This window comes from Variovorax sp. J22R115 (assembly GCF_030317005.1).
GTDB lineage: Bacteria > Pseudomonadota > Gammaproteobacteria > Burkholderiales > Burkholderiaceae_C > Variovorax.
Genome location: NZ_JASZYM010000001.1, coordinates 132,145 through 158,169 on the forward strand (window position 1 = coordinate 132,145; position 26,025 = coordinate 158,169).

The 26,025-nt window shown below is 65.6% G+C and carries 22 protein-coding genes; 16 read left to right on the plus strand and 6 right to left on the minus strand.

Annotated features, from left to right (window positions below):
* Positions 1 to 217 precede the first annotated feature (217 nt).
* Positions 218 to 820, minus strand: coding sequence for a hypothetical protein (locus QTI04_RS00540; protein ID WP_286602562.1), 603 nt, complete (start codon positions 818 to 820; stop codon positions 218 to 220).
* A gap of 902 nt (positions 821 to 1,722) precedes the next feature.
* On the opposite strand from QTI04_RS00540, the gene QTI04_RS00545 reads away from it, so the two are divergent.
* The 6 genes from QTI04_RS00545 to QTI04_RS00570 are packed head-to-tail and all read left to right on the plus strand — an operon-like array spanning position 1,723 to position 6,808.
* Positions 1,723 to 2,331, plus strand: coding sequence for a c-type cytochrome (locus QTI04_RS00545; RefSeq protein ID WP_286614138.1), 609 nt, complete (start codon positions 1,723 to 1,725; stop codon positions 2,329 to 2,331).
* Between the two features lie 5 nt (positions 2,332 to 2,336).
* Positions 2,337 to 3,629, plus strand: a complete 1,293-nt coding sequence (locus QTI04_RS00550) for a cytochrome c (protein ID WP_286602564.1) — start codon at positions 2,337 to 2,339, stop codon at positions 3,627 to 3,629.
* A 12-nt stretch (positions 3,630 to 3,641) separates the two neighbouring features.
* Complete coding sequence (locus tag QTI04_RS00555; protein WP_286602565.1) at positions 3,642 to 3,821, plus strand: hypothetical protein; 180 nt, start codon at positions 3,642 to 3,644, stop codon at positions 3,819 to 3,821.
* 8 nt (positions 3,822 to 3,829) lie between these two features.
* Complete coding sequence (locus QTI04_RS00560; protein WP_286602667.1) at positions 3,830 to 4,390, plus strand: cytochrome C oxidase subunit II; 561 nt, start codon at positions 3,830 to 3,832, stop codon at positions 4,388 to 4,390.
* Positions 4,377 to 5,999, plus strand: coding sequence for a cbb3-type cytochrome c oxidase subunit I (locus QTI04_RS00565; protein ID WP_286613730.1), 1,623 nt, complete (start codon positions 4,377 to 4,379; stop codon positions 5,997 to 5,999). The genes QTI04_RS00560 and QTI04_RS00565 overlap by 14 nt, the downstream gene beginning before the upstream one ends.
* Positions 5,999 to 6,808 carry a c-type cytochrome gene (locus QTI04_RS00570; protein WP_286602569.1) on the plus strand — a complete coding sequence of 270 codons (810 nt, stop codon included), beginning with the start codon at positions 5,999 to 6,001 and terminating at the stop codon, positions 6,806 to 6,808. Before QTI04_RS00565 ends, QTI04_RS00570 begins: the two co-directional genes overlap by 1 nt.
* Before the next feature lie 38 nt (positions 6,809 to 6,846).
* Here the strand turns inward: QTI04_RS00570 and QTI04_RS00575 are convergent, their stop codons facing one another.
* Complete coding sequence (locus QTI04_RS00575; protein WP_286613731.1) at positions 6,847 to 7,869, minus strand: hypothetical protein; 1,023 nt, start codon at positions 7,867 to 7,869, stop codon at positions 6,847 to 6,849.
* A 345-nt stretch (positions 7,870 to 8,214) separates the two neighbouring features.
* Between QTI04_RS00575 and QTI04_RS00580 the strand changes: the two genes are divergently transcribed.
* Together QTI04_RS00580 and QTI04_RS00585 are read left to right on the plus strand one after the other, a co-directional pair.
* A complete protein-coding gene (locus tag QTI04_RS00580; protein ID WP_286613732.1) occupies positions 8,215 to 9,705 on the plus strand; it encodes a DUF3300 domain-containing protein in 1,491 nt (496 codons plus the stop codon).
* Positions 9,706 to 9,729: 24 nt separating this feature from the next.
* On the plus strand, positions 9,730 to 10,644 hold the full coding sequence (locus QTI04_RS00585; RefSeq protein ID WP_286613733.1) for a DUF2950 domain-containing protein: 915 nt from the start codon (positions 9,730 to 9,732) through the stop codon (positions 10,642 to 10,644).
* Positions 10,645 to 10,826: 182 nt separating this feature from the next.
* Here the strand turns inward: QTI04_RS00585 and QTI04_RS00590 are convergent, their stop codons facing one another.
* The 3 genes from QTI04_RS00590 to adhP all read right to left on the minus strand — a co-directional run bounded on the left by QTI04_RS00590 (position 10,827) and on the right by adhP (position 16,892).
* Complete coding sequence (locus tag QTI04_RS00590) at positions 10,827 to 13,295, minus strand: glycogen/starch/alpha-glucan phosphorylase (RefSeq protein ID WP_286613735.1); 2,469 nt, start codon at positions 13,293 to 13,295, stop codon at positions 10,827 to 10,829.
* A gap of 17 nt (positions 13,296 to 13,312) precedes the next feature.
* Positions 13,313 to 15,712, minus strand: coding sequence for a phosphoketolase (locus tag QTI04_RS00595; protein ID WP_286613736.1), 2,400 nt, complete (start codon positions 15,710 to 15,712; stop codon positions 13,313 to 13,315).
* Positions 15,713 to 15,860: 148 nt separating this feature from the next.
* Positions 15,861 to 16,892: an alcohol dehydrogenase AdhP gene (adhP, locus tag QTI04_RS00600; protein WP_286613737.1), complete on the minus strand. Its 1,032-nt coding sequence runs from the start codon at positions 16,890 to 16,892 to the stop codon at positions 15,861 to 15,863.
* A gap of 345 nt (positions 16,893 to 17,237) precedes the next feature.
* Here adhP and QTI04_RS00605 point away from each other — a divergent pair, with 345 nt between their 5' ends.
* The 4 genes from QTI04_RS00605 to QTI04_RS00620 all read left to right on the plus strand — a co-directional run bounded on the left by QTI04_RS00605 (position 17,238) and on the right by QTI04_RS00620 (position 19,673).
* Positions 17,238 to 17,426 carry a hypothetical protein gene (locus QTI04_RS00605; protein ID WP_286613739.1) on the plus strand — a complete coding sequence of 63 codons (189 nt, stop codon included), beginning with the start codon at positions 17,238 to 17,240 and terminating at the stop codon, positions 17,424 to 17,426.
* Positions 17,427 to 17,643: 217 nt separating this feature from the next.
* Complete coding sequence (locus tag QTI04_RS00610; RefSeq protein WP_286613741.1) at positions 17,644 to 18,225, plus strand: hemerythrin domain-containing protein; 582 nt, start codon at positions 17,644 to 17,646, stop codon at positions 18,223 to 18,225.
* Positions 18,226 to 18,801: 576 nt separating this feature from the next.
* Entirely contained in the window at positions 18,802 to 19,119 is a 318-nt protein-coding gene (locus QTI04_RS00615) for a hypothetical protein (RefSeq protein WP_286613744.1), read from the plus strand.
* A gap of 14 nt (positions 19,120 to 19,133) precedes the next feature.
* Positions 19,134 to 19,673 (plus strand): VOC family protein, encoded by a 540-nt coding sequence (locus tag QTI04_RS00620; RefSeq protein ID WP_286613745.1) that lies wholly within the window; start codon positions 19,134 to 19,136, stop codon positions 19,671 to 19,673.
* A gap of 157 nt (positions 19,674 to 19,830) precedes the next feature.
* Here the strand turns inward: QTI04_RS00620 and QTI04_RS00625 are convergent, their stop codons facing one another.
* Positions 19,831 to 20,520, minus strand: a complete 690-nt coding sequence (locus QTI04_RS00625; RefSeq protein ID WP_286602590.1) for a GntR family transcriptional regulator — start codon at positions 20,518 to 20,520, stop codon at positions 19,831 to 19,833.
* A gap of 191 nt (positions 20,521 to 20,711) precedes the next feature.
* Between QTI04_RS00625 and QTI04_RS00630 the strand changes: the two genes are divergently transcribed.
* From QTI04_RS00630 to QTI04_RS00645, 4 genes are read left to right on the plus strand one after another with little or no spacing between them, the layout of a single operon-like run.
* Positions 20,712 to 21,689 carry a tripartite tricarboxylate transporter substrate binding protein gene (locus QTI04_RS00630; protein ID WP_286613747.1) on the plus strand — a complete coding sequence of 326 codons (978 nt, stop codon included), beginning with the start codon at positions 20,712 to 20,714 and terminating at the stop codon, positions 21,687 to 21,689.
* A gap of 24 nt (positions 21,690 to 21,713) precedes the next feature.
* Positions 21,714 to 22,490 (plus strand): LamB/YcsF family protein, encoded by a 777-nt coding sequence (locus QTI04_RS00635; RefSeq protein WP_286613748.1) that lies wholly within the window; start codon positions 21,714 to 21,716, stop codon positions 22,488 to 22,490.
* Entirely contained in the window at positions 22,490 to 24,073 is a 1,584-nt protein-coding gene (locus QTI04_RS00640) for an urea amidolyase family protein (RefSeq protein ID WP_286614139.1), read from the plus strand. The genes QTI04_RS00635 and QTI04_RS00640 overlap by 1 nt, the downstream gene beginning before the upstream one ends.
* Positions 24,070 to 25,806 carry a biotin carboxylase N-terminal domain-containing protein gene (locus QTI04_RS00645; RefSeq protein WP_286613750.1) on the plus strand — a complete coding sequence of 579 codons (1,737 nt, stop codon included), beginning with the start codon at positions 24,070 to 24,072 and terminating at the stop codon, positions 25,804 to 25,806. The genes QTI04_RS00640 and QTI04_RS00645 overlap by 4 nt, the downstream gene beginning before the upstream one ends.
* Positions 25,807 to 26,025 lie beyond the last annotated feature (219 nt).

Sequence of the window (26,025 nt, forward strand, 5' to 3'; positions counted from 1 at the left end):
GCTACTGGCCGCGAATGATCTGCCGCTCCTGGTCGCCGGCCTTGGCGGACTCGACAGGACTAGGAGACTTCTTCTTCGTCATGCAGGCTCCGGCGGTTGTTAAGGCCTCGTGCACGGCGCCGTGACCTGGCATCGCAAAGATAGGACGGAGGGTCGGAGGGGCAATTGCACCTCGGTGCAGCCTAATTCGCGGATCGTCGGGACGCCGCGCAAGGCGCTAGGGCTGATTCAGCTGGGCGTAGGGCACGAACGCGGCGCCGCCCCAATTGGCCTGCAGCAAGACGCCCTTGTCGGTGAACTGGTAGGTGGACACGTAGGGATTGAAGGACATGGACATGTCCGCCGATGATCCCGCGGTGCGCAGCTTCATGGTTGCGTCGGCCGACGCAGCGACGTCGGCGCCGAGCCTGCGAAATTGGTCGAACACTTCCTTGTTCTTGAAAACCATAACTTGGCGGAAATCCTTGTATCCAATGCCCGGCCCGGTGCCGGCGCGCGTTGCAAGCATGAAGGTGTTCGCCTGCGTTGAGTTGTCGACCAGCACCCCTGTGCCGCGCGCCCCGACGAAGAGCAGGACGTTGATCTGCGAGGAATCGAACACTGCGTAGCCGACCGCCTTCTTCACTTCATCGCGGGTCTCGGGCTTTTGCGCAAAGAGCTCGTCGAGCGTCTTGTCGCGCATGGCGAGAATCTCCGCCTTGACTCTGGGGACATCGGCAGGCGACAGCGTGGGCTGCACGGAGCTATCGCCATGCGTGGATCCTGTGGCGCAGGCCGATAGCAGGACGGGCAGCAACACCATCCAACAACGATGTTTCATGTTGAATTCCTGAGGAGCGAGGGGAGTAGGGCAGGCATCAATGAGTTCGTGTCATTGTGCGCCAACCGACGGTCGGGAGACCATCGCTGCCATGCCTTCTGCCCATACCATGGAGCACCAGGACCCTACCCGGTGCACGACAGGTAGCTCGAAACTTGACCTCCGATTGGGGGTCACATTCAGCAAATGACATTGCGTTGAACTGTCTGGCGTTCGGGGCTGATTCAGGCGCTTTACAACTCCAAGGCCTGATCGTTCGACTGCCGTCAGCGTCGATGTTCCCATCCCGACTTTTGATTGGATCTGCATTGAGCAAGCTCAAGGCGGCGCCGAAAGCACGTTCACTACGAAGTGAGGACGCGAACCGCCGTCGAAGGGTCCACTTTCGAGGAGGACGACGAAAGCAGCCCGGCACTCCACCGCGCGACCCTGGGTCTTGTCGCGGCGCTGTTGACCACTGGCGGATTCGGCCTCGTACAGGCCCAGTCCAACTGGACGGGCGCGGTCTCCTCCGACTGGTTCTCGCAAGGCAACTGGCTCAACGGCCTGGTTCCCGCAGCGGGATCACCGCCAACCTCGATGTCTCGAATCCGGCGCTCATCCAGGCCACCAATGCCACGGCACAGCAAGTGAGCGTGGGTCAAAGCGGCACGGGTGTCGGCGTGACGTGCGCGAGCGCGTGGTGGCCAGCACGCTGCGAACGCCGCAACAATTCGATGGACGCGCGCGCCCGAGTACGGCATGCTTGCGCGCGAGTGCCCCACGAACGATCGCTGGCGACCCCCCAAGTGACCAACTCACGTCGATTTGCGCAGGCATGCCTCGCCGGCTTCGCGGTCGCGTTGCCGAGCCTTGGACTCGGTCAGCAGGACGCACTGCCCGCATTCAAGGAACTCGACTCGATGGAAGCGAGAGTTCAAGGTTGCGTGACCTGCCATGGCCAGAGCGGGCAAGGGACCAGCAACGGCTACTTCCCGCGAATCGCCGGGAAGCCGGCCGGCTACCTCTACAACCAGCTCGTGGCGTTTCGCGACGGCACCCGGCGCTACCCGCCGATGAACTATCTCGTCGCGTATCTGCCGGATTCCTATCTCAAGGAGATCGCAGACCATTTCGCCAAGCAGCGCCCACCATTCGCCGCACGTGAAGACGCCGGCGCCGATGCAGCCGCGCTGGCGCGAGGGAAGGCGCTGGTGACGGCAGGGGACCCGCAGAAGGGAATCCCCGCGTGCATTGCCTGCCACGGCGCGGGGCTGACTGGCATGAACCCGGGCATTCCCGGACTGGTGGGGCTTCGGTCAAGCTACATCGCGGCGCAGCTCACCCGTTGGCGGGTCGGCGACCGGCATGCGGCCGACCCCGACTGCATGAAGAGGATTGCAGTGCGCCTCACGGAGATCGATGTGAACGCGGTGGCCGCCTGGCTGGGGCAGCAAGATCCTCCCAGAGACCCCTCACCCGAGTCCTCGAACCTCGTTCGCATGCCGCTGGCATGTGGCAGCCAACGGTAGTCGCCATGCGTCGGCCCTGGATCACCTTCCTTGGCGCGGTCGTGGTGATCGGGGTGATCGGCGTTGCCGCGATGTACTACTTGCTTCCCGGCGAGCTGCGCCCCACCCAGGGGGTAGCGACGACGCCCAACGCCACGACGCAAGTCATCAACAAGGGCGAGTACCTCGCGCGAGCCGGTGACTGCGTCGCGTGCCATACCCATCCGGGCGGTCAGGAGTTCGCCGGCGGCCGCGCCATGCCGACACCGTTCGGCAACCTCTATGTTCCGAACATCACACCGGACGAGGAAACGGGCATCGGCGCGTGGTCTCCCGAGGAGTTCTATCGCATGATGCACAAAGGCGTGTCCCGCGACGGTACGTTGCTGTACCCCGCAATGCCCTTCGCCTCCTACACCAAGGTGACGCGCGAGGACTCGGACGCCATCTTTGCCTACCTGATGTCGGTGCCGCCGGTGAAGCAGCCCAACCGGCCGCACGAGCTGCGCTTCCCCTACAACAAGCGGGAGCTACTGGTCGGTTGGCGCGCCTTGTATTTCAACGAAGGCGAGTACCAACCCGACCCGAAGCAATCCGCCCAGTGGAACCGCGGAGCCTACCTCGTACTGGGCCTGGGCCATTGCGCCATGTGCCACACGGCCGTGAATCCCCTGGGCGGTTCGAGCGAATCGAAGGCGTTCGAGGGAGGGATGATCCCGAACCAGAACTGGTACGCGCCATCGCTGACCTCGAACCGGGAAGCCGGGCTGGGCAACTGGAGCCTTCAGGACATCAAGGATCTGCTCCAGGCCGGCGTCTCGCACCGCGGGACCGTCTACGGGCCGATGGCCGAGGTCACCTACAACAGCCTTCAGTACTTGAGCGACGAGGACGTGGAGGCAATGGCCGTCTACTTAAAGGCACTGCCGCAGCGCGACTCCGAGCCGCCGCCCACGAGCCAGGCGCGCCTGGTGGCGCCGAACGTCATGGAGCTGGGCCGCAAGGTCTACGCTCAGCAATGCGCGATGTGTCACGGCGAAGAGGGCAAGGGCCATCCGCCGGGCCTGCCGCCGCTTGCCGGCAACCAGTCCATCACCATGGCGTCGCCCGTCAATTCGATCCGCATGGTGCTCAACGGCGGCTACGCGCCCGGGACCCGGAAGAACCCGAGGCCGTACGGGATGCCTCCCTTCAATCACATCCTCAACGACGACGAGGCGGCCGCCGTCGTTACCTACATCCGCGTCGCCTGGGAGAACAGTGGCACCCCGGTGTCACCTGCCCAGGTCAATGACCTGCGCAAGCTCATACCCGAATAGGAGGAGGCGGAAATGACATCAGCGGGAAGGCAGGAAGAGCGCTTCGACGACGAAGACCGTCGCGTCGACGAGATCGTGAGACGAGGGCCTTCCGGTACCTTCGCTGTCGCCGGTGTGGCGACCGCCATCGTGGTCGCCATCTATTTCATCTTCTACATCTTCGCCTACCTGCCGCGAGGAGCAGTGCAGTGACGGCAGCGATGTCCTCCGAAGACGGCACATCCGAGGCCATTGCGCTGGCGGCGGAGAAGCGCTGGACCTTCGTCGTCGCAGCCATCATCGTGATCCTCCTGGCGATGATGGTCGTCACGGGGCTGCATTGGGCGGCGATGCCTCCGTCCCGCGTGGAGACCATCGACGTGAATACGGTTCACCTGAAGGGCGAGTTCGTCGAGAGCAATCTCGGGACCGCGCTGGGACCGGACGGCAAGGTCACCGTGCGCCTCGTTGCGCAGCAATACTCCTTCGTTCCTCAGTGCATCGTCGTTCCCGCGGACATGCCGGTGACCTTCCGAGGGACAGCCACGGACGCCATCCACGGTTTCATCGTCGGCCGGACGAATGCCAACACGATGCTCATTCCAGGCTTCGTCGCCACCTTCACGACGCGCTTCTCCAGGACTGGCGAGCAGTTGATGCCCTGCCATGAATACTGCGGCACCGGCCACGAGGCGATGTGGGCGCGCGTGAAGGTGCTGCCACCCCAGGAGTTCCTGGCCAAGGCGCAAGCGGGAGAAAGGCTGGACTGTGTTTCACGCTAGGAAACTCGTTCTCGCCCATTTCGGGGTCGCGTTCGTCGCGTTCCTGGGCGCACTAGCCCTGGGTGCGTGGCAGATGTACATCCGCAGCCCCCTTGCCACCTGGGTCAACAACCCGGAGCACTACTACCGCTCCGTCACTGCCCACGGCACGGTGATGGCCTATGTATTGCCGACGCTCGTGGCGATGGGCTTCGGCTACGCCATCTCGGAGCTTGCGCTCAAGCGGCCCCTCGTCGGAGTTCGGTGGGCCTGGGCTGGCTTCTGGCTGGTCATCGCCGGCACCATGATGGCGGCGGTGACGATGGCACTCGGCAAGGCGTCGGTGCTCTATACCTTCTATCCGCCGATGATCGCCAGCCCCTTCTACTACTTCGGCGTGGTGCTTGTCGTCGTGGGGTCGTGGGTATGGGTCGCGCTCATGTCCATCAACCTGCATGCCTGGCGCAAGGAACAGCCCGGCGAGTCGGTGCCGCTTGCGATGTTCGGCAATGTCGCCGGCGCCTACCTCTGGGCCTGGACGTCCCTGGGGGCCGCGCTCGAGGTGCTGATCCTCATCCTCCCGGCCTCGCTCGGCCTGACGGACACCATCAACGCTGGACTCGCGCGCGTCTTCTTCTCCTGGACGCTGCACGCCATCGTCTACTTCTGGCTGATGCCCGCCTACATCGCCTTCTACACGATCGTGCCTCGAGCCATTGGTGGGCGCCTGTACAGCGACACCATGGGACGCGTCGCGTTCGTGCTCTTCCTGGTGTTCTCGATGCCCATCGGGATCCATCACCTGTTCGCCGATCCGCAGGTGGGAGCAGGCTTCAAGTTCGTTCATGCGGCCATGACCGCGATGGTCTCCGTTCCGACTCTGCTGACCGTCTTCACCATCGTCGCGTCGGTGGAGATCGCCGGGCGCCTGCGTGGTGGCCAGGGCCTCTTCGGCTGGGTGAAGGCATTGCCCTGGGACAACCCCTGGATGCTGGCCGTCACCTTCTCCTTCGTGATGCTGGGCTTCGGCGGCGCCGGCGGCATCATCAACATGAGCTACCAGCTCAACGAAACGGTGCACAACACCCAGTGGGTCACGGGCCACTTCCACCTGATATTTGCCGGCGCCATCGTGCTGATGTACTTCATGGTGGCCTACGATCTCTGGCCCCAGCTCACGGGATGCGCGCCGCTGTCCGCGAAGCTCATCAAATGGCAGGTGTGGACCTGGTTCGTCGGGATGATGGTGCTGTCGATGCCTTGGCACCTGGTGGGCCTGCTCGGCATGCCCAGGCGCATGGCGTACTACGACTACACCCACCCGGACATTCAGCCGCAGGCCTGGACCGTGACCGTGTCAGCCATCGGCGGGTTCGTGCTGCTGGCCTCTGGCATCCTGCTGGTCTACATTCTCGCCACCGCGCACAAGCGCAGGGATGCCGCGGTCCAACCCTATAGCTTCAGCCGCACGACGCACCCGATAACGCATACGCCGGCGCTGCTGAACCGCTTCGGGCTGTGGGTGGCCATGATGATCGGCCTGACTATCGTCAACTATGGGTACCCGATCTTTCAGCTAGCGGTGCTGAAGGAGGCTTCGGTGCCCGTCATCCCCATCGGGAGCCGGTGATGCGCGACCCGGCCGTCTACTCCTGGCGCAACGCCTGGTTCCGCTGGTCGGTGGTGTCTCTGGTCGTGTTCACCGTCCTGTGCGTGCTGGTGGGCTTCGTCTGGCTGCCGTCGGTCCACAAGGACTTCACGGCGCAAAACCTGTGGGACGCGATCTGCAGGGCGGCGGGCGTTCCGGCCCACTGGTCCAGCGAATCGGATGTGAAGGCCGGGCCCGCATCGACGGACGTCGTTCTCGAGCGGCGCATGGTCCGCACGACCGACACTGCCGCAGTGGGCCGAGGCGCGACGCTCGCGCTGAACTGCACGATGTGCCACGGGGCGCAGGGCATGAGCACCTCCAACGCACCCAACCTCTCGGGCCAATACCCCGAAGTCGTCATCAAGCAGTTGCTCGACTACAAGGCAGGCCGGCGCTCGCACACCCTGATGGAGACGCTGGCACGCAACATGTCCCAGCGCGACATCGAGGATCTCGCGGCCTACTACGCCTACCTTCCAAAGGCCCGGACGGCACCCACCACCTACGACGAATCGCTGCCCGCGCTGGTGCGCGTGGGCGACCCGCTGCGCAACATCGCGCCGTGCATCTCATGCCATGGCGGTGTCGACCAGAAGCTCGGCGCACCGTGGATCGAGGGAATGCCCAAAGACTATCTGGTCGAGCAGTTGAAGGCCTTCAAGACAGGTGCTCGACGCAACGACTCGCTGGGCCAGATGCGCAACATGTCGCGACCGATGTCGGAGCAGGAAATTGCCGAAGTCGCGGAGTTCTATGCCCGCAAGGCCAGTGCCGGCCAGCGAGATTGAACGGCCAGGCCAGGACAACTCGGCGACCGATGCTCGCCTCAAGGCCGGAACCAGCTATTACCTACCACCAGATACACCGCCGTCGTTCCGGGGCTGTGTGCCACATCGATGCCCACGTCCAGACCGAACTTGCGTGCCAGCTCGTAGCGAAAGCCGAAACCGCCACTGCCCACGTTCTGCGTGGCGGAAAAATTGTCGACAGTGGTACGTGTCGTTCCGCCCCCGGCGAACACGACACCGCTCCAGCGGCCAAAGAATCGCCAGCGTGCTTCCACTTCGAGGGAGGCGACCTGGTCGCCCTGGTATCGCATCGCGGGGACGCCACGCAGTTGGACGAACGGCCGCAGGAAGAAGGGGGTGCCGTCGGACGACCAGGCATAGCTTCCACGTGCGCCCAGCGTGACGCCATGCGCCAGTGGCTGCCAGCCCATCACGATCTGCTGGAATCGCTCGAAATCATCGGTCGACCCCAAGGCCTTGCGCGAGGCCAGCCAGGACGTTTCGGCATAGACGCCGCGGGTTGGCGTGAAGACGTTGTCCCGCGTGTCGTATTCGAGGATGGCGGTCGGTGCGGAGATCTGCACGCGGGCACTGTCGGCGAGACCGGAAGGCTGGGGCTCCTCCCGCAGCTTCGGGTCGACGTCGGCGAAGACGTATCGCATTCCGATCGCCCACGGGGACTTCGGTGCGAGTTGCCAGTTGACCTGCGCGACGGCGGCTGCGAACTGCAGCGAGTAGCGCACCTTCTGGTCCAACGATGGCAGCCCGGGGCCCAGGCCGTAGAAATCGAGATTGACCTGTCCGGTCGCGGCGCCGATCAAGGTGCGCAAGCGACCGTCCATCCAGCGACTGGCGTCGCCCGCAAATGCACCCTTCGTCCCGTTCTCCGTGGCGAATGCTCCGATGCCCGAGATGTCAGGGCGCGCCCACCCTTCGTCTCCCGCTTCCTTGCGCGGCCGCAGGAACATGCCGGCGGCGCCGCCGCCGTAGCCGACGGCTGGCTCGGTCACGACGATCGGGATCGGCAGGAAGCCCCGGGGGTTCTCGAGGAAGCTGCTCAAGTCGAGCTGTCCATCCTGGGGATCTAAGAACCGGTCGCGCAGTCGCGGCGCGGGCTCCTTCATCGCCTCACGAGGTATCCCCCCCTCGTTCCGCAGCGGTTCGGGCGAGGGCTGGGCGCCGACGCCCGCCGATGCGCCCATGGCAAGCACATGAAGCAGGGCGGGCGGCAACCAGCGCATCGTTGAATGTCCGGATGGAGGCGGTGTCGTCTCTGCGTTGAATTGCCCCGATTGGAACCGAGTGCCGCCATGCCGTCGAGATGCCAAGCCTCGACGAACCTGAGATGCGAGGGTACAACGCGACACTTGCCCCAAGTTGCCACCCAACGATGAGGAGATTCGGACATGAAGATTGGACTGCCCGGCCCCCCCGAGCTTCCTGTCACCCTGGCGCCCCCTGTAGCAGCTGCGCGCACTGGGATGCGCCGGTACCCTGCGCACGTGCCAGCGTCCGCGATCGCGCTCGCCGTGATGCTTGGTGGGTGTGCCTATCCCGTGCCGGTGGCGGTGCAGCAACCGGCGCGCGTCACCACCACCACCACGACCACCAGCACACCGATGCCGGCCGGTTCCGCTGCCGGGGTGCCTACGGCGCCTGCGGCGGACGGCACTTTCAACCAGGCCCAGATCGACCAGATGATGGCGCCCATCGCCCTGTATCCGGACTCGCTCTTGTCGCAGGTGCTGATGGCGTCGACCTACCCGGCCGACGTGGCCGACGCCGCGAAGTGGTCGAAGGCGAATCCCCAGCAGTCCGGCGACGCGGCCGTGCGCGCGGTCGAGAACCAGCCATGGGATCCGAGCGTGAAGTCGCTGGTGGCCTTTCCGCAGGTGCTGCAGACCATGGGCGAGAAGCCCGACTGGGTGCAGAACCTGGGCGACGCCTTCCTCGCGTCATCGAAGGACGTGCTTGACTCCGCGCAACGGCTGCGTGCCCGCGCGCGCGACAGCGGCAACCTAAAGACGACCGAGCAGCAGACCGTGACCGTGCAGCAAGAGGCGATCACCATCGAGCCGGCCAACCCGCAGACGGTCTACGTGCCCCTCTACAACCCGACGGTGGTGTATGGCACCTGGCCCTATCCGGCCTACCCGCCGTACTACTGGTACCCGCCGGCGATGTACTACCCAGGCTACTACCCTGGCGCGGCGCTGGCCACGGGCATCGCCTTCGGGGTCGGGGTGGCGGCCGTCGGTGCGCTTTGGGGCAATTGCAATTGGGGCGGTGGCGACGTCAATATCAACACGAACCGCTACAACAGCATCAACACCAACCGGCAAATCAACGCCAATCAGAATCGCTTCCAGCACAACGCCCAGAACCGGCGCGGCGTGCCTTACCGCGACAGCCGCAGCCAGCAGCAGTTCGGCAAGAACGTGCCGGGCGGGGAGAACCGCGGCGACTTCCGCGGTCGCGACGCACAGCGACAGCAGGCACAGTCGTCGCTGCAGCAGCGCGGCATGGATCCGGGAGCTGGGCGTGAGCAGTTGCGCAACGATCCGGCCACTCGCCAGCGCGCTGACGCAGCCGCACGAGGGCAGGGAGGGTTCGGCGGCAACGACGGGCTGTCACGCGTCGGCGCGCAAGGCGGAGCACGCGGTGACAACGCCTTCAGCGGCGCCGGCAATGCCGGGCAGGCGCGCCAGCAGATGGACCGCGGCAATGCCAGCCGGCAGATGTCACAGCAGCACACCGGCGGCCGAGGCGGCTATGGGGGCGGCGGTTACAGCGGTGGAGGGGCGCGTGGTGGCTACAGCGGTGGCTACGGCGGGGGTGGGGGCCGCGCCGGCGGCGGAGTGCGCGGCGGCGGCCGCGGGGGTGGTGGACGCCGGTAACCAAAACAAGCACAGGAGCACGCCATGCACATGCCCATCTGCCGATCTGCTGCCCGGCTCGCTGCCGCCGCGATGATCGCCGTCGTTACCTTGGTCGTCCCCAGCCTCGCGGGGGCGCAGCAGCCCTATCCCAGCGCCGAGGCAGCCGCCCAGGCCTTCCGCGACGCCGTATCCGGCAACGACCCCGCCGCGCTGCGCAAGGTCCTGGGCGCCGACTGGAAGCGCTTCCTGCCGGCCGACGACATCGGCAAGGCCGACCTGCAGGCTTTTCTCGCCGCCTGGGACAAGGCACACAAGGTCGTGACGACCGGCCAGGACAAGGCCGTGCTGGCCGTCGGCGACAGTGGCTGGACATTGCCCATTCCGCTGGTCATGAAGGCCGGTAGCTGGCGCTTCGACCCGCGAGCGGGCGCCGACGAGATGCGCACTCGGCGCATCGGCCGCAATGAGCTTGCCACCATGCAGGCGGTGCTGGCCTATTTCGACGCACAAAAGGAATATGCGCAGCGTGACCGCGACGGCGACGGCGTGCTCTCGTACGCGCGCAGGTTCGCCAGTACGCCGGGCCAGCGCGATGGCCTGTACTGGCCCGACGACGCACAGGGCGAGAGTCCGTTGGGACCGCTTTTCGGCGGCGTGAAGCCGGGCGAGGGCTACCACGGCTACCACTACAAGATTCTGACGGCGCAGGGCAAGGATGCACCGGGCGGGGCCTACGACTACATCATCGGCAATCGCATGCGCGCCGGCTTCGCCTTGATCGCCTGGCCGATCCAGTATGGGGACACCGGCGTGACCAGCTTCATGATCAGTCACGACGGGGTGCTCTACCAGAAGGACCTGGGACCGAAGGGCGCAACGATCGCGCGGGACATGAAGGTCTTCGACCCGGATTCGACCTGGAGCAAAGTGGATGCGCCTTCAGGGGGACGCCCGTAGGGAAGGGGAGCTTTCGGCCATTCTGCTTGAGCGGTTGCCAGCAGGCGCGCGAACTCGGAAGGGGCGCGGAGCGTCGTTTCGTCTGCCGCGAGCCTCGTGCATCGGCTTGGATGCGGCGCAAGGTGCCGAGCATTTGTCTTCGTTGACTCTCATCGTCCCGGCACGGGCAATCAGGAGGACCCTCAGGCCCAGATGCGCTCGCCGTACTCGCGGATCGCCCGATCGGACGAGAACTTGCCAGATCGCGCGGTGTTGAGGATGGACATGCGGGTCCAGCGTGCCGGCTCCTGCCAGGCGGCGTCCACGCGGGTCTGGCATGCCATGTAGTCGGCAAAGTCCGCGAGCACGAGGAAGTGATCCCACTGCATCAGGTTCTCCACCAGTGGGCGGAACACATCGCGGTCGCCGTGCGAGAAATGCCCCGAGCCGATGAGGTCCAGCGCGTCGCGCAACTCGTCGCTGGCTGCAACATGGTCCGCAGGGCGATAGCCCTCACGCTGCACACGCTGCACCTGCTCCGCGCGCAGGCCAAAGAGGAAGAAGTTGTCCGCACCCACCTCCTCGAGGATCTCGACGTTCGCCCCGTCCAGCGTGCCGATGGTCAGTGCGCCGTTCATCATGAACTTCATGTTGCCGGTGCCCGATGCCTCCTTGCCCGCAGTCGAGATCTGCTCGGACAGGTCCGCAGCCGGATAGATGTGATGGGCATTCGTGACATTGAAGTTCGGGAAGAAGACCACCTTCAGCCGTCCTTCAACGGCTGGATCGTCGTCAATCGCTTCTGCGATGCCGTTGATCAGGCGGATGATCAGCTTGGCCATCGCATAACCGGGCGCCGCCTTGCCGCCGAAGACGAAACATCGCGGCGCGAGGGCGAGTTGCGGATTGCGGCGCAGACGCTGGTATAGGGCAACGATGTACAGCGCGTTCAGGTGCTGGCGCTTGTACTCGTGGATGCGCTTGACTTGGATGTCGAAGAGCGCGCCCGGATCGACGACGATGCCGGTGGCGCTGCGAATGCGCTGCGCCAGCACTTCCTTGTTCGCACGCTTGATCTGGCGCCATCGCTCCTGGAACGCCGCGTCGTCGGCATGCGCCTCGAGACGCCGCAAGCGCGTGAGGTCCGTCATCCACCCCTCGCTCACGGTCTCGTCCAACAGCCGCGCAAGGCCGGGGTTGCACAGGGTCAGGAAGCGCCGCGGCGTGACCCCATTGGTGACGTTGTGGAAGCGGTCGGGCCACAGCTCGGCAAAGTCCCGCAGCACCGTCTCTCGCAGCAGCGTCGAATGCAGCGCCGCGACGCCGTTGATGGCATGGCTGCCGACAGTCGCCAGGTGCGCCATGCGGATGCGTCGAACGCCGGACTCATCGATCAGGGACATGCGGGCCACGCGCGATTCGTCGCCCGGTAGACGCTGTCGCACCGTCTCCAGGAAGCGCCGGTTGATCTCCAGGATGATCTCCAGCGGTCGTGGCAGAAGGCTTTGGAAGAGTGGCAGCGGCCAGGTTTCCAGCGCCTCGGGCAGCAGCGTGTGGTTGGTATAGGCGAGGGTGCGGCAGGTGATGTCCCAGGCCTGGTCCCACGGCAGCCTGCGCTCGTCCACGAAAAGCCGCATCAGCTCGGCGACCGCGATCGAAGGATGGGTGTCGTTGAGCTGCGCCGCGAACACGTCGGCAAAGCGTGCGATCGGCTCGCCTTTGAGATCAAGCAAGCGCAGCATGTCCTGCAGCGAGCAGGACACGAAGAAGTACTGCTGGGCGAGCCGCAGGCGCTTGCCGATCTCGGGCTCGTCGTTCGGATAGAGCACCTTCGAGAGCGTCTCGGAAACCACCTTCTGCTCCACCGCGCCGTAGTAGTCGCCGACATTGAAGTCGGCCAGGTCGAATGACTCGACGGCCTCGCTCTTCCACAGCCGCAGCGTGTTGCAGCGATGGACCCGATAGCCCGACACCGGCGTGTCGCATGCCACCCCTTTGACCTGCCTGGCCGCGATCCAGCGCACGCGATACTGCCCCTGCGCGTCGGTCGCGGATTCGGTGTGCCCGCCGAAGTGAACGTAGAAGGCGACATCCGGCCGCACGATCTCCCACGGGTTGCCTTGTTGCAGCCACTTGTCGGTTTCCTCCACCTGCCAGCCATCGCGGATCGCCTGACGAAAGATGCCGAACTCGTAGCGGATGCCGTAGCCGATGGCCGTTTTCTCGAGCGTCGCGAGCGAGTCCATGTAGCAGGCCGCGAGCCGGCCGAGGCCGCCGTTGCCCAAGCCCGGCTCTTCCTCGAGGGCCATCACTGCATCCAGGTCCTGGCCGAGCGCGCTCATGGCTGCACGCGCCTGCTCCTCGATGCCGAGGTTGATCAGGTTGTTGCCGAGTTGTGGTCCGATCAGGAATTCGGCGGACAGGTAGCAGACGACCCGCGCGTCACGCGCGCGATCGGTTTGCATCGTGTCGACCCAGCGCGCCAGCAGGCGGTCGCGCACGGTGTAGGCCAGCGCCATGTACCAGTCGTGCGGGGTGGCGATGGCCGGAAAGCGCGCCTGCAGGCACACGAGGTTGTCTACCACGTCGCGCTGCAGTGCATCGGCATCCAGGCCGCGCCGGGGGGCTCCGGCGTTGTCTTGGATCGTGTTCGGGGTAGGGCTGTTGGCCATGCTTCATCCCCTCGGACTCAGCCCGGCCACACCCAGTTCGCGATCTCCGCGCGGTCGGTGCCGTGGGTGTGCGCGTAGTTCAGGTTGTCGATGATGGCGTTCTTCATGTCTTCCCGCAGGTGCGCTGCGCGGCTCTGCAGGCGCGGCACGCGGTCGAGGACGTCGATCACGAGGTTGAAGCGGTCGACCTGGTTCAGGATGGCGAGCTCCATCGGCGTGTTGATGTTGCCCTTCTCCTTGTAGCCGCGCACGTGCAGGTGCTCGTGGTTGCAGAAGCGGTAGGCCAGCTTGTGGATCAGCCAGGGGTAGCCGTGAAAGTTGAAGATCACCGGCTTGTCGCGCGTGAACAGGCTGTCGAACTCGCGATCGGTCGAGCCGTGCGGATGCTCGCTGGCCGGCTGCATCTTGAACAGGTCCACCACGTTCACGAAGCGCAGCTTGAGGTCGGGCACCCGCTCGCGCAGGATCGCCGTCGCCGCCAGTGCTTCTTGGGTCGCAACGTCGCCGCACGCGGCCATCACCACGTCCGGCTCGTCGCCCTCGTCGCTGCTCGCGCGCCGCCAGATGCCCACGCCCTTGGCGCAGTGCGCAATCGCCTCGTCGATGGACATGAACTGCAGGTGCTTCTGCTTGTCGGCCACGATCACGTTGATGCAGTCGGTGGAGCGCAGGCAGGCGTCTGCCACCGCCAGCAGCGTGTTGGCATCCGGCGGAAGGTAGACGCGCGTGACCGACGGGCTCTTGTTGGTCACCAGGTCGATGAAGCCGGGGTCCTGATGGGAGAAGCCGTTGTGGTCCTGGCGCCAGACGGTGGACGACAGCAGGATGTTCTCCGAGGCCACCGACGCGCGCCACGGCACATGGTTCTTGCAGATGTCCAGCCACTTTGCGTGCTGGTTGAACATCGAGTCCACGACGTGGGCGAAGGCCTCGTAGGTGTGAAAGAAGCCGTGACGGCCCGAGAGCAGATAGCCTTCGAGCCATCCCATCAAGGTGTGTTCGGAGAGCATCTCCATCACGCGGCCGTCGCGGGCGAGCTCACCGCCGTCCGCGTCCTCGGGCAGCAGGTCGGCCATCCACACCTTCTTGCTGACCTCGTAGACCGCCTGCAGACGGTTGGACGCGGTCTCGTCGGGGCCGAACACCCGGAAGCTGCTCATGTTGTTGCGCATCGTGTCGCGCAGAAATTCACCCAGCGGCCGGGTGTTCTCGTGCAGCACCTTGCCGGCCTCGTGCACGTCCACCGCGTAGTCGCGGAAGTCGGGCAGCTTCAGCTCCCGGCGCAGCAGGCCGCCATTGGCGATCGGGTTGGCGCTGATGCGCCGCGGCCCCAAGGGTGCGAGGGCCCTGAACTCGGGGACCAGCCGCCCGCCGGCATCGAACAGTTCCTCGGGCCTGTAGCCGCGCATCCAGCTCTCGAGCAGTTCCAGGCTCGCGGGGTTCTCGCGCACGTCGGAGAAAGGCACCTGGTGCGAGCGCCAGGAGCCTTCGACCTTGTGGCCCCGGATTTCCTTCGGCCCGCTCCAGCCCTTGGGCGTGCGCAGCACGATCATCGGCCAGCGCGGCCGCTCGGCGCGGCCGCTCACGCCCGCCTTCTCCCTGATGTCGCGGAGCTCGGCGAAGATCGTATCGAGCGTTGCGGCCATCTTCTGGTGCATCTCGGCGGGGTCCGATCCCTCGACGAAATACGGCTTGTAGCCATAGCCCACGAAGAGCGCCTCCAGCTCCTCGTGGCTGATGCGCGCGAGGATGGTCGGGTTGGCGATCTTGTAGCCGTTCAGGTTCAGGATGGGCAGCACCGCGCCGTCTCGAGCCGGATTGATGAACTTGTTCGAATGCCAGGCCGTTGCGAGCGGGCCGGTCTCGGCCTCGCCGTCGCCGACCACGCAGGCCACGACGAGGTCAGGGTTGTCGAGCGCGGCGCCGTAGGCATGCGAGAGGCTGTAACCCAGTTCGCCACCTTCGTGGATCGACCCGGGCGTTTCGGGCGTGACATGCGAGCCGATATGGCCCGGGAACGAGAACTGCTTGAAGAACTTCCCCATGCCCTCGGCATCTTCGCTTTTGTCCGGATACACCTCGGAGTAGGTGCCTTCGAGGTAAGCGGGGCCGAGTACGCCAGGGGCGCCATGCCCCGGCCCGGCCATGAAGATCATGTCCTGATCGTCGCGCTTGATCACACGGTTCAGATGCGTCCATACGAATGAGAGCGCCGGGCTCGCGCCCCAATGTCCGAGCAAGCGGTGCTTCACGTGCTCGACCTTCAGCGGCTCGCGCAGCAGCGGGTTGTCCCGCAGATAAATCATCCCGACCGAAAGATAGTTGCACGCGCGCCACCAGGCATCGATGCGTCGCAGTTCGTCCTTGTCCAGCGGGCTCTGCTGCGTCGTGGCACGCGAAGAGGCTTGCTTGGTCATGGTGCGTCTCCTGTCATGCAGGGTCGCCAGAGGCGGGGAGGGAAGCGCCGGGCGCGCTGCGTCGGCGCTTTTCCGGGCTGGTGGGCGGCCGCGCCTGTGGCCGGCCCCGGTGAATTCAGCGAATCGAGCGAACTGCCTTGGTCGCCCGCTACGCCTCGTCGGTGAGCCGCAGAACCACCCGGCCCTCGATCTCGCCCTTGCGCATGCGATCGAAGATTGGGTTGATGTTCTCGATGCGGTCTTCGCTGTACACGGTATGCACCTTGCCCTCGCCGGCGAAGGCCAGCGCTTCTTGCAGGTCCTTGCGAGTGCCCACGATCGAGCCGCGCACAGTCTTTGCGTTCAGCACCATATCGAAAATCGGCAGGCCGAAGTCGCCCGGCGGCAGTCCGACCATCGACATGGTTCCCCGCTTGTGCAACATGCCCAGTGCTTGCGAGAAGGCGGCGCGCGAGGCCGCCGTGACGAGTACGCCGTGCGCCCCCTTGAGATCGCGCTGAAGCTCCTTGGCTGGATCGGCGCTGGCGGCGTTGACGACCATGTCCGCGCCGACCTGTTTGGCCAATTGGAGCTTGGCATCGTCAATGTCCACCGCCGCCACATGAAAGCCCATGGCCTTGGCGTACTGCACTGCCAGATGGCCCAACCCGCCGACACCCGAGATCGCAACCCAGTCGCCGGGTTGGCAGTCGAGCACCTTGAGGCCCTTGTAGACAGTGACCCCCGCGCAAAGAATGGGCGCGAGCTCAGAGAAACCTCGATTCGCGGGCAGATGTCCGACGTAGCCCGGATCGGCCAGCACGTATTCTGCATAGCCTCCGTCGACGGTGTAACCCGTCATTTGCTGCCCTTCACACAAGGTTTCCCAGCCCGTGATGCAGTGCTCGCAATGGCCGCAGGCGGTATGCAGCCAAGGCACGCCGACGCGGTCACCTTCCTTCACATGCTTCACGCCAGCGCCCACGGCGGCCACATGGCCCACTCCTTCGTGGCCGGGAATGAAGGGCGGCGATGGTTTGACCGGCCAGTCGCCATCGGCGGCGTGCAGGTCGGTGTGGCAGACGCCCGAGGCCGCCACCTTCACCAGCACCTGACCCGGTACCACCTTCGGCACCGGCACTTCTTCGATCACGAGCGGTTTGCCAAACTCGTGGACCACTGCAGCTTTCATCATCTGCATTGCGACCTCCGATACGTTGTGGGCAACAGCGCAGCCAAGATCAAATTGTCGATCGCGGCACCGCGCGGCACAACAGGCGGACCAGGGCAAATGCCAGCGTTGCATTTGAGTACAAAGGCGGCCGAGGAGCCAGGTTCCGCACGACTCGCCAGTGACTGAAACGGCGACATCCGCGCACAATGGGGTCATGCCGGTCGCCCTGCATGTCGTGCTGACACGGGTCGCTGCCTGCCGATGCCGCTCTTCGCCGCCTTGTACTGGCGCTGGCCAGGCTGGAAGTGAAGCCGTAACTATTGTCGAGCGCCTGACTGAGCGCGCCGGGAGCCCTTTATGGATCGGGCATCTGTGACTTCCGCTATCGGCGACATGCTGGCCGAGCTGGACCGCAAGCAGGACAGCATCCACGTGCAGGAAGCGAGGAGAGCACTCACTCGTGCTCGGCAATTGATCGAGGCCAACCCAGACGGCTCGCCGAGGAACGAGGAGCTTGTGGACGCGATGACCCAATTGGTCATGTTCGGGATACCCGGATAGGACGACCCTCCGATGAAGCTGCGGTCGGGTGCCGCAGCGATGCGATCGTCGGATCCAGCGAGCGCAGGCCCGGGCTTCGCGACTGTCGCGGGGCGCTGCCTCGGGCCCGGTGGCGAGACGCTCAAGCGTCGGGCATTGGCGCGAATGCAGATCGAAGAATCTGTCGGTCAAGCGGCGTAGAGTGTCCGTTCAGGCTCATCAGTTTTGGAGGTTCAACATGACCAGCCAGATCGCGCAATGGCATGCCGAGCACGGGAATTTTTCCTTGCTCCTCAGCTTCCTTGAGGAGCAGGTTGCCAGATTTCGAGACGGCGAGAGCCCGGACTACCCCCTGATGCTTGAGATCGTTTCGTACCTGCGCGAGTTCGGCGATTGCTTTCACCATCCACGCGAAGATGCAGCGTTCACGATCCTCGCGACGCACGATCCGCGGATGCAATTGCCGATCAGCCGTCTGCATCAGGATCATCGTGTCCTCGCCGTCGCGGGCGAAGAGCTGGTCGCGCGCCTGAACCAAGTCATCAGCGAGACCTATGTGCGCAGCGCGACGGTGGAAGCGGCGGCAGCACTCTACCTGGCCTACTACCGGCATCACCTTGCCGCGGAGGAAAGACAGATCCTGCCGCATGCGCGGCTGCTGTTGACTGCGCAGGACTGGGAGGTCGTCGCCAGAGCCGCGCCCTCGTGCCCGGACCCACTGTTCGGAGACACGCCGACGCGAACTTATCTGAGGCTGGCCGGGATGATCGCAGCGCGGTCCTCGGGCGAGAGGAAGCAGGATTCGGCCGCGGGCGGCTGAGCGGGGCTGGGGCCGGAGTGACGAGTGTGGCATGAATCCCGGGGCGCTGAACGTCGCGATGAGATCACCGCTCGGATAAGCGCTGAGCCGAGTGTCGCGGCGACGGGCGCTGGCTTGGTGTTTCCCCTAGGAATCGGCCCATGTGGCGCCCCTTGTGGACGCTCCGTTGCCGGCGTTACGCGAGGGGTCGGTCATATTTTTCCCAACGAGGGCTTTGCTGGCCGCAGGACGGATCGTGGTGATCCTTGTTTCGCAACGCAATTCATTGCGAAGCATCCTGGCCCAGGCTTGTCTCACTCATCTCGGTGCGGATCGCTTCTCCGTATATTCGTGCGGCCAGCCCCCGAACGACAGCTCCCGCAAGTCGCCAATCGGAGCTTTGGGCCGCCCATGGCCGACCTCCGAACTCGGACTCTCGGCGTCCGCTCAGAGAGCCAAGCGGGTGGACACCGGGCGTCGAAGATCTTGAAGGGAAGCGTTCGCACCGGGATTGAGACGTTGCCGCTCAGCCGCTGTCCCTGATCAACACCTCAAGTCGAAGAATTCCTTCGGGCTTTTGCAGAGGTCGATGTCGAGTTGCGCTTTGGCATCTCCAACTGGCACGCCGTAGCTTCGATCGAGCTTGATGCCCGCGGCCTTTGTGACAGCGCCCAGCTTCACCGCGTCGTCTCTGATGGTCTGCGTGAACTGCTCGGGGCTGCAGCCGACCACGTCCCTGCCCATCGCTCCCAGCTTCTCCGTGGCTTCGGGCAGCTTGAGGATGCGGGTGATCTCGACGTGGAGCTTGGCGACGATGGCGGGGTCGGCATGCAGGCGTCGAGTGCGAACAGGCCGACGCCCGAATTGGATCGATTGGGTATCGTCAATCGCGTACCAAGCGCGAACGATTCTTGAACGGAGATTCTTTGATGAAAATCGATCGCGTCCACCACGTCGCATACCGTTGCATGGACGCCAAGGAAACCGTGCTCTGGTACCACCAGATGCTGAAGATGGATTTCGTGTTGGCTATCGCGGAGGATCAGGTCCCTTCCACCAGGGAGCCTGATCCGTACATGCACGTGTTCCTCGACGCGGGCCACGGCAATGTGCTGGCGTTCTTCGAGCTGCCAACCAAACCGCCCATGGGCCGCGATCCCAATACCCCCGAATGGGTGCAGCACATCGCCTTCCGGGTCAAGGACCGCGCGGAGTTGCTGGAATTCAGAGACCACCTGCATGCCAACGGGGTCGAAGTGCTTGGCGTCACTGACCATGGCGCCTTCCATTCGATCTACTTTTTCGATCCCAACGGACATCGAGTCGAACTGGCCTGCCCCGACCCCGAGGAGGAGAGCATGATCCGGCGGCTGGACGCGGTGAAGTGGGACATGCTGGAGGAGTGGTCGAAGACCAAGCGCGCGCCCAAGCACGCTTCCTTCCTGCACGAGCGGGAGTTCAAGCAATGAGTTCGGGCAACCCGCGACAAGCGGTAGGGTGCTCGACCTTGCAACAGGCTCCTTCGCCCACAGAACAGCCGACCTTGACGAACGGTGGGTGAAAGTCAACCGAGGACGGTGCAGCTCCACTTTGGCGCACCGCCGGAGCCCTGGGCCGCCGCCTGGCTCATGTGCGAGTGGCCGCCGACTCGGACACGTGCCTGGCGTAGACCGCCAGCACGATGCGCTCGGATTGCACCAGGTACTCGTTGAGCGCGGCAGCTGCACCGGCAAAGTTGCCGGCTTCAGCAAGTTCGAGGATCTTCAGGTTCATGTCGACGTAGGGCGCGTGCAGGAATTCGGCGTCGCGCAAGAAGCCGAAGGCCAGGCGCAGCTCGGCCAACACCGGGGCGAACAACAGGTTGAGCCGTTCGCTGTCGGCCAGCTCGACGATGGCCATGTGAAATGCCATGTTGGCGGTCCCCACGCCGACCCAGTCGCCGCTGTCCCGGCAGCGAAGCTGGGCTTCCACCGCCTCGCGCATCTTCCTCTTGGCCGGGTGGCGCGGGTAGGCCTGCAACAGTGCCTGAGACTCGATCAGGCGGCGAACTCGGTAGATGTCGATGATCGACGCGATGCTCGGGATCGCCACGAACACGCCTCGGTTCGGCGCGTGCTTGACCAGCCCGTCCTTGGTCAGCATGCGGAAGACCTCGCGCAGCGTGTTGCGCGAAATGCCCAGGCTCTCGCTCAGGGCCTGCTCGGACAGGCGCTGGCCGGGCAAGAACTCGCCCTGCGTGATCTTCTGCCGCACCTGCTCGGCCATGCGTTCGCTCAGCGTCTGGGCTGCGGGGGAGGGGGTGTCGGGCGGAGTCATTGGGGTGGGTTTGTAGCAGATCCTGCTGCACATAGTCGCATGATTGTTCAACAAAAACAGGGTATTCACTTAGAAATTGCCCCCAGACATGCCTTTCGTTCTGGATTGAATTGTTCAACAATTCGTTCTCGATGATTCAACCAGATATTCCGATCGGTCGAGTCATACACCCAACCCAACTGGAGCGCCCGATGACTCTTTCCTCTCTGAATGCTCTAGCTGCTGTCGCGCTGCTGGTCGCCGGTGCCCAGCCGGCCTGGTCCGCCGACTATCCGACCAAGCCGATCAAGATCGTTGTGCCGTACGCGGCCGGTGGCTCCACCGACACCCTGGCGCGAGTGGTCGCAGAGCGGCTGGGCAAGCGCCTCGGGCAGGCGGTGGTGGTCGAGAACAAGCCGGGCGCCAGCGAGCAGATCGCCATCGCCAGCGTCACCAAGGCCGCGCCCGACGGCTACACGATCCTGCTGTCCACACTCAGCGGGTTGGCGGTCAATCCGGGTCTTTACGGTGCGCGGCTGCCCTACAACCCGCAGAAGGACCTCACGCCCATCGTGCTGGCGGCCACCGTGCCCAGCGTGGTGGTGGTGCACCCGTCGGTGCCAGCGAAAAACATGACGGAGCTGGGCGCGTACCTCAAGAGCAAGCCCGGCGCAGTCAGCTATGCCTCGGCCGGACCAGGGACCCCCAGCCATCTCGGTATGGAGTACTACAAGAAGGCGAACGGATTCGACCCAGTGCATGTGCCCTACAAGGGAGGCGCCCCGGCATTGCAGGAGGTGATGGGCGGGCAGGTGCAGTTGATGATGGCGCTCGTGCCCGAAGCGATGCCGATGGTCAAGAGCGGACGCATGCGCGCGCTGGCGGTGACGACCACCAAGCGCCTGGCCGCCTATCCCGAATTGCCGACCGTGTCGGAGTCGGGCGGCAAGGACTTCGACATGACCTTCTGGTACGCCTTCATGGCACCGGCCGCCACGCCCGCCGAGATCGTGACCACGCTGAACCAGGCGATCGACAGCATCCTGGCCGAGAAGGAAGTCCGTTCCCGGCTGGACGAGATGAGTCTCGACGTGGTCGGCGGCCCGCCGACGAAGGTGACCGAACTCATCAAGAACGATTCCGCCAAGTGGAAGAAGGTGATCGACGACGCGGGTATCAAGGTCGACTGAATCCTGGCACCGGCAAGCACCACCATGGATTTGAACAGCGATCTCGGCGAGAGCCTGGGGGCCTGGCGCATGGGCGACGACGACGCCATGCTGGCCATCGTGAGCAGCGCCAACGTGGCCTGCGGTTTCCATGCCGGCGACTCGGCCGGCATCCTGCAGACCTTGCGCCGCGCGGCCGACCAGGGCGTGGTCGTCGGCGCGCACGTGTCCTACCCCGACCTGGCCGGCTTCGGCCGGCGCCACATGGACGTGGCCAGCGCCGACCTGATGGCCGACGTGATCTACCAGATCGGTGCACTCCAGGGGCTGGCCACCGCGGCGGGTACCAGGGTGCGCTACGTCAAGCCGCACGGCGCGCTCTACAACACGATCGCCCATGACGAGCGGCAAGCGCGCGACGTGATCGCTGCGATCCATGCCATCGATCCCAGCCTGTATCTCGTCGGGCTCGCCGGCTCGCCGTTGCTGGACTGGGCGCAGGCCAGCGGCTTGCGCACCGTGGCCGAGGCTTTTGCCGACCGCGCCTACACGCCGCAAGGCACGCTGGTCTCGCGGCGCGAGAAGGGCGCCGTGCTGCACGACGCGCCCGAGGTGGCGGCGCGCATGCTGCGCCTGGCGACCGAGGGTGTCGTCACGGCCATCGACGGCAGCACGGTGCGCATCGAGGCCGAATCGCTTTGCGTGCATGGGGACAGCCCCGGCGCAGTCCAGATGGCGCGGGAAGTGCGCGCGCTGCTCGAGCGCTCGGGTGTGCGCGTGCAGTCCTTTGTCGATGCGGCGCCTTCGGAGGCACTTCGATGATGCGCTTTCTTCCGGTCAACCTCGATGCCATGCTGGTCGAACTCGACGACCTGCCGCAGACCCTGGCGCTCCTGGCTTCACTGCAGGCGGAGCCCATCGACGGCATCGAGGAATTGGTGCCGGCCGCGCGCACACTACTCGTTCGCCATCGCCCCGAGAAGCTATCGCACGCGGCGCTGGTCGAGCGCATCGGCGCGCGCAGCCTCACGGCGCAGGTCGAGCGCGCGGCCACGCTGATCGAGATTCCCGTCGACTACACCGGTGAAGACCTCGACGAGGTCGCGCAGATGCTGGGCCTTTCGCGTGACGAGGTGATCCGTCGTCACACGGCGAGCGAATACACCGTCGCCTTCACCGGCTTTGCACCGGGCTTTGCCTACCTGAGCGGCGGCGACCCGAACCTGAACGTGCCGCGTCGCACCACACCGCGCACGCGCATCCCGGCCGGTGCGGTGGGGCTGGCGGGGCCTTTCAGCGGCGTCTATCCGCAGGCGAGCCCGGGCGGCTGGCAGATCATTGGCGTGACGGCCACGCCGATGTGGGACCTGGGGCGCGAGGTGCCGGCGCTGCTGCAACCGGGATTCCGCGTTCGCTTCATCGACATGGCCAGTCGGCCCGCGCGCCCGTCGGCCGCGTTGGCGACCCAGCCGCCCGCAGCATCCGTCACTGTCGAGCCCCATGGCGCTGCGCTGGAGATCCGCAGTACCGGACTGCAGGCCCTGTTCCAGGACACGGGCCGCACTGGTCAGGCGGGGCAGGGCGTGTCGGCTTCGGGGGCGGTGGACCAGGGGGCATTGCGCGCGGCCAACAGGCTGGTCGGCAATGCCAGCGATATGGCCTGCGTGGAGATTGCCTACGGCGGCTTCGAGTTCGTCTGCCGCGGCGAAGCGGTGGTGGCCTTCACCGGTGCCGATGCACCCCTTGTCATCACCAGCGCCGGTGGTGCGTCCTGGTCCGCGCCTGGCTACCAGGCGATCGCGCTGTCCGACGGCGACAGCCTCATGCTGGGCAAGCCGCACGCGGGCATGCGCTCGTACCTTGCGGTGCGAGGCGGGTTCGCCATCGCGCCGGTGCTGGGCAGTTGCTCGACCGACACGCTGGCCCGTGTCGGGCCGGCAGCCATTGCAACCGGTGACGTGTTGCCCATACGTACGGTGGTGCGCGGCGCCATCGTGGGCCTGCACGAGCAGCCGCCCGCCGACCTGCCCACGATGGACGAGACCATCACGCTCGACGTGGTGATGGGCCCGCGCACTGACTGGTTCACGCCCGAGGCGGTGGCGCTGCTGTCCAGCCAGGTGTGGAAGGTCACGCCGCAGTCCAACCGCGTCGGCCTGCGCTTGGCCGGCGAACAGCCATTGACCCGCGCCAACGCAGCCGAGTTGCCCAGCGAAGGGACAACCCTCGGCGCCTTGCAGGTGCCGCCGAGCGGGCAGCCCGTGCTGTTCATGGCAGACCACCCGCTCACGGGCGGCTACCCGGTGATCGGCGCCGTTGCCAGCTACCACCTCGACCTCGCGGGGCAGGTTCCCATCGGCGCCAGCCTGCGCTTCAACCCCATCCACCCATTCGGTACCCCATGAAAAAAGTCCTGATTGCAAATCGCGGCGAGATCGCCGTGCGCATCGTGCGCGCCTGCGCAGATTACGGCGTGAAGTCGGTCGCCGTGTATGCCGACGCCGACCTGGACGCGTTGCACGTGCGCATGGCCGATGAGGCCTATGGCCTGGACGGCCAGCGCCCCGCCGACACCTACCTGAACATCGACAAGCTGTTGGCCGTGGCGGCGCGCAGCGGCGCCGACGCTGTGCACCCGGGCTACGGCTTCCTGTCGGAGAACGCAGGCTTTGCGCGCGCCGTCATCGCGGCCGGTCTCGCCTGGATCGGCCCGCCGCCAGAGGCCATCGATGCGCTGGGGGACAAGGTGCAGGCGCGCAAGATCGCCCTGGAGGTCGGGGCGCCGCTGGTCGCGGGCACGCCCGGGCCAGTGAACGACGCGCGGGAAGTGCTCGCCTTCGCCGAACAGCACGGTCTGCCCATTGCCATCAAGGCCGCCTTCGGTGGAGGAGGGCGCGGTCTCAAGGTGGCCTGGCGCATGGATGAGGTGGCCGACCTTTACGAATCGGCGGTGCGCGAGGCTGTCACCGCCTTCGGCCGCGGCGAGTGTTTTGTCGAGCAGTTCCTCGACCGGCCGCGCCACATCGAGGCGCAAGTGATCGCCGACACCCACGGCCACGTGGTGGTGCTCGGCACGCGCGACTGCTCGCTGCAGCGGCGCAACCAGAAGCTGGTCGAAGAGGCGCCTGCGCCCTTCCTGACCGACGAGCAGCGCGCGCGCATCCACCAGTCGGCGCGCGACGTGTGCGCCAGGGCCGGCTATGTCGGCGCCGGGACCGTGGAGTTCTTGCTCAGCGGCACGGGCGCGATCTCGTTCCTCGAGGTCAACACCCGCCTGCAGGTTGAGCACCCCGTGACCGAGGAAACCTCGGGCATCGACCTGGTGGTGGAGCAACTTCGGGTGGCCGATGGCCTGCCGCTGTCGATTTCCGACACGCCGGTGCCGCGTGGCCACGCCTTCGAGTTTCGGATCAACGCCGAAGACGTGGGCCGCGGCTTTCTGCCGACGCCCGGCCAGGTGCGCCTGTTCGAGGCGCCTTCGGGCCCAGGCGTGCGCGTGGACACCGGCGTGCTGTCGGGTTCCGTGGTGCCCGGCACTTTCGACTCGCTGATGGCCAAGCTCATCGTCACCGGCGCAACGCGCGCGCAGGCCATTGCCCGCGCGCGGCGGGCGCTCAAGGAGTTCCGCATCGAGGGCGTGGCCTCGGTGCTGCCGTTCCACCGCGCGGTGATGGAGCAGCCGGACTTCACATCGGACGATGCGTTCAAGGTGCACACGCGCTGGATCGAGACCGACTTCGCCAACATCCTGGCCGCCGCCGTGCGCAGCGAGCTGCCCGCGCCCGATGCAGCCCTGGTGCGCACCGTGATCGAGATCGACGGGCGCCGCATGGCGCTTGGGCTCCCGACCGAACTCCTGCGCGGCTTGCAGTCCATGGCGGGCGGTTCTGCATCGCCAGCCGCGGCGCAAACACCGGTGGCTGCAGACCCCGCATCGGTTGCCGCACCGATCGCCGGAACGCTGCAAGCGTGGAAGGTGGCCGACGGCGACACTGTCGCCCAGGGCGACGCCATCGCGACGATGGAGGCCATGAAGATGGAAATGCTGGTGCCGGCACATCGCGCAGGGCGCATTGCGCTGAAGGCTGAGCAAGGGGCGTATCTGCTCGCGGGGGCAGCGGTTGCCGAGATCCATTGATCGACGGCGCCGGGTGCGGCCGAAGACGGAAGCCCACGGAAGAATCGTTGACGAGATCTCGATCAGTGATCGTCGGGCCGCGGTTGAAGATCAGGCGGTGCCTGGTCACTGAGAATGCGACATGCTGTTCGGAAGCTCCAACAGCCAGATCGCAGCCTTGGTCCATGGTGCCTCGAAAGCGATTAAGCAGCAGCAGGGGCGCGCCAGTTCGGCCCCAAT